The sequence below is a fragment of the Candidatus Neomarinimicrobiota bacterium genome, assembly GCA_041862535.1.
Classification (GTDB): Bacteria; Fidelibacterota; Marinisomatia; order SCGC-AAA003-L08; family TS1B11.
This window is the reverse complement of the sequence record JBGVTM010000147.1, coordinates 1-4,402: the sequence shown is the minus strand read 5'-3', so window position 1 is coordinate 4,402 and position 4,402 is coordinate 1. Positions and strand designations below refer to the sequence as shown.

3 protein-coding genes are annotated in these 4,402 nt (G+C 51.7%); all 3 read left to right on the top strand.

Translation table 11 applies throughout. The annotated features are described in order from the left end of the window. Positions 1–336, top strand: a 336-nt coding sequence (locus ACETWG_05585; GenBank protein ID MFB0516060.1) for a hypothetical protein, incomplete at its 5' end; no start/stop codon positions are given. Between the two features lie 152 nt (positions 337–488). Next, positions 489–2,081: a glycoside hydrolase family 31 protein gene (locus ACETWG_05580; protein ID MFB0516059.1), complete on the top strand. Its 1,593-nt coding sequence runs from the start codon at positions 489–491 to the stop codon at positions 2,079–2,081. Positions 2,082–2,575: 494 nt separating this feature from the next. Next, on the top strand, positions 2,576–4,402 hold a 1,827-nt coding region (locus tag ACETWG_05575), incomplete at its 3' end, for a carbohydrate-binding family 6 protein (GenBank protein ID MFB0516058.1).

The window sequence follows — 4,402 nt, the reverse complement described above, 5'->3', positions numbered from 1 at the left end:
GGAGACAATTGGAACAAAGATAAGCAACTGTATGAGGTGGAACCCAAGATCTATCAGATTCATGGCTCATTCATGCTCTCGCCCGATGTTTCGCAAGGTCAATACATTTTGGCTTTGGCTATTCTCGATCCCGCAGGTATGTTGCCGGCAGTGCGTTTAGCCATTCGGAACTACTTAATCGGAGGACATCACCCCATTGGCTTGGTTGGCGTAAACAGAACAGTGAAGAATACTAATCTGGACTCAGACTGCTTTGCGGATCCGTCGAAGGATAGGACTCTGCGTTACGAACTATCTAGCAGAAGAAGCGTCCTGACTGGAAATCGGAGCAGATGACGTGTCCTACGTTTTAGTCTTTGGCCACGCCCGAGTGATACACAGGCAGATAATGCAAGTTCGGGTAACGTTTCGAGCGACGTGGTAAACTCAAGCCCATAGAGGAGATGTCAAATGAAAATAGAGATCATATACTGTTGAAAGGACTTTTTATGATTCGTACCTATTCTTGCATATCCATAATGGTGGTGCTGAATGTGTTGTCTGTCCCCGGTCTGGCGGACATGCGTGTTTTAACCTTGCTTGAGGGTGAAAACTTTTGGGGTGGTTGTGTGACCGACGGTCGGACCATGCCCTTTGGTGCGGCGGACTTCGAGAGGGACCTTTACGGTGATACACGCGGCAATCAGGCTCAGCCTCTGCTTATTTCCGACCGAGGGCGCTATGTCTGGTGTGAGGAACCATTCAAATTTACTTTTAAGGATGGAACACTCAAGGTTGAGTCTCGCGATAGCGACATCAAGACAGGCAAGCCAGGGGACACCCTGCGTGAAGCCTTCCGATATGTCAGTCGCACCTTTTTCCCCAGCACCGGTCAGATTCCCGACGAGTTGCTCTTTGTTAAGCCGCAGTACAACACGTGGATCGAGCTCATATACGATCAGCGCGAGGATCGCATCCGCAAGTATGCCAGGGATATATTGGGCAACGGATTTCCGGCGGGCGTGCTCATGATCGATGATAACTGGCAGGAGGACTACGGGGTCTGGGAATTCCATCCGGGGCGTTTCTCCAATCCCAAGGACATGATCAACACGCTCCACACCCAGGGATTCAAAGTCATGCTCTGGATATGCCCCTACTTCAGTCCAGACTGCGAAACCTTCCGCCTGCAGCGAAAGAAGGGCTATTTTCTCAAGGACCGACGCGGTGGCACCTATATCCGCTCCTGGTGGAACGGCTACAGCGCCTCGCTGGATCTGACGAATCCAGAGGCTGTGCGCTATTTCCAGGAACGCCTGGCCTATCTCGTTGAGGAGTACGGTGTGGACGGCTTCAAACTCGATGCCGGCGATGCCCGGGCCTATCACGATCAGAACATCAAGGCCGTACAGGACATCAGTCCCAATGCCTTTTCCGAGCTCTGGGCGAAACTGGGGCTGACCTTCAAGCTCAATGAGTACCGTGCTTGCTGGAAGTTGGCCGGCCAACCTTTAGCGCAGCGTCTACGTGACAAGAGCCACAACTGGGAGGATCTGCATCAGCTCATCCCGGATGCCCTGGCGCTGGGCTTGATGGGCTACGCCTATATCTGTCCGGATATGATCGGCGGCGGTGAATACTCCTTTTTCTACGGTGATCCCGACAAGCCCTTGGATCAGGAACTCATCGTACGTTCCGCGCAGTGTTCGGCGCTCATGCCCATGATGCAGTTCTCCGTCGCGCCGTGGCGTGTGCTCAGCAGGGAGAACATGGCCCTCTGTCGTGACATGGCACTCCTGCACGAAAAGATGGGCGCAGAGATTTTAGCCCTGGCCCGGGCTTCCTCGCGATCCGGTGAGCCCATGGTCCGTGCCCTGGAGTACGGCTATCCGCACCAGGGCTACGCCGGCATTAAGGACCAGTTCTTGTTGGGCGAGTCGATCCTGGTGGCTCCCGTATTGGAAAAAGGCGTCCGGAGCCGAGAGGTTGTCTTCCCCGAGGGCATCTGGCAGGGCGATGACGGCAGCAGGGTGACTGGTCCCTGTACTCTAAAAGTCGATGCCCCCCTGGACCGTCTACCCTGGTATCGTTTGGTGAAATGAACTCACGGTGACACTCATTTGGGTGCAGCGTGCATCATAGGACGTATCCATGTTTATACACGGTCTAATCAATGCGACTCATTGTGGAACACGATAATAATTGAATAGGTGTTTGTATGAAATCCAAACCAATCCGGTTTTCAGTGATGCTAAGCTTGATCTTCTGGGTGATTTACCCGGCGATTTATGCCCAAACCAACATCCAAGATTTTGATCCTAATAAACAGCTTGATGCTGACAGCCCACAGCCTGCACCTGCCGCAGAACCAGGTGCCCCTATCCGTATTTACCATGATCCAAATGAAGCTGCCATCGTTTTTGCTGCTCAGGATTTGCAAAAAGTCCTCATTTCTAAGGGACACAATCCTGTTACTCTGCAATCGATTGCCAATCTACCCCCGTCACCTGAACCACGGTATATCGTAATTGCTAAGGACAACTCTTTGGCCGTATTATACCAACTGCAAAACCGGTGCGGTAAAAGTACGGGTAATATGGGAGTCCAAGATTATGCACTAAGAATAACTGACAATAGTGGGAACCTAGGTTACTGGGCCATTGGCGGCGACCGGGTGGGCGCCATGTACGGTGGAATAAACATCGCGGAAATAGTAGCTGCCGGGTCACTTGCAGATATGAAGAATGAAGACCAAAGCCCCTTTATCGCCAAGCGCGGCCTTAAATTCAATATCCCTCTGGATGACCGGCAGCCCAGCTTCGATGACACTGGAACGGCGGCCCGGGAAAATGTGAAACATATGTGGGATTGGGCCTTCTGGGAGGAATACCTGGATCAACTGGCCCGGCAAAGGTACAATGTGCTCTCCCTGTGGAATCGCCATCCCTTCCCCACGTTAGTAAGGCTGGATGATTATCCGGATGTAGCCCTGGACGATGTATATGATAAAAGCGGAAACCTCATCAAGGAAATGGACCATTCAGAAAAAATAGACTTCTGGAGAAAGATAATGGATTACGCGTACGACAGAGGGATAGAAATATACTGGTTTGTCTGGAATATTGAATTGCTACCTATTGTTCCCAGAGATCTCAATGATGAAGGGGAATTTGACATTGGCGCATACGGTATATCCAGGCATCCGGACAACCAAATCACCATAGACTACATACGCCAGTCGACTAAAGCGCTCTTCCGTACCTACCCAAGGCTGGCGGGCCTTGGCATAACATCCGGGGAAAAAATGCATTGGGCGATTAATGGAAAAGAAGTAAGAATGGAGCAAGCAGAAAAGGAGGACTGGCTGTGGGATAGCTATGGAAAAGGCGTGATGGACTTCAAACAGGAACATCCCGAAAGGAAGGTTCATTTCATCCACCGCTACTGGCTAACGGACTATGATGCTATGGAGTCCCATTTCAGCCGACTTCCTGACGGGTACGACCTGAGCTACAAGTATGTTAAGGCGCGTCTTTATTCCACAACCAAACCACCGTGGCTCTGGGACGATTTTCTGGAAAACCTACCCGCGGTCGAGTCGAAGTCAACCTGGTGGAACCTCAGAAACGACGACATCTATATCCTGCGCTGGGGCGATCCTGACTATGTAAGGCAGTTCATCCTGAACTTTCCGACAGGCCGTCTGACCGCCGGGTACTACATGGGTTCCGACCGGCATTGCTGGGGGCGCGAGAGCTTCAGCAAAAATCCCCAGTTTCCCAGGCAGCTCGAGAACGAAAAGCACTGGTACAAATTCCTGCTCTGGGGCAGGCTGGGATATGACCCGGACACCCCTACGGACCTGCTGAAGGGCTTGATCAAAAACCGGTTCCCAAATGTTGATGCCAATGCCCTCTATAACGCATGGCAGTCGGCCTCTAGGGTAATTCCCCTGGTCAACCAGTTTCATTGGTTATCCTGGGATTATATGTGGTGGGTTGAGGCCTGCATCAGCAGCGGTTTCGGTAATACCGTCGACGGTTTCCATACTGTCAACGATTTTATCGATAACAAGACCATGGAAGGAAGCGGCCTTACCACCATCCCCGATTTTGTCAATGGCGATAATTCCGGCATTTCGCCCCTGCAGGTAGCGGACAATCTGGAACAATACGCAAAGACAGCGCTCGCTACTCTTACCGGCATGACTGACGGTGGCAACCAAGAACTCAGAGAGACCCTCGGTGATATCAGGGCTCAAGCCCATCTTGGTGCCTATTACGCCCATAAGATCCGCGGGGCCGTGGAACTGCAACGCTTTCGGGAATTCAATGGCCGAAAGCACAAGGCTGCAGCTGTTAAGCACTTGGAAAATGCCCTTATTGAATGGAGGAGATATGCGAATGTCCTTGATACCCAATAC

What these genes read in the sequence shown, in the direction of transcription:
- ACETWG_05580 (MFB0516059.1), top strand. Translation starts at nt 489, where the DNA reads ATGATTCGTACCTATTCTTGCATATCCATAATGGTGGTGCTGAATGTG.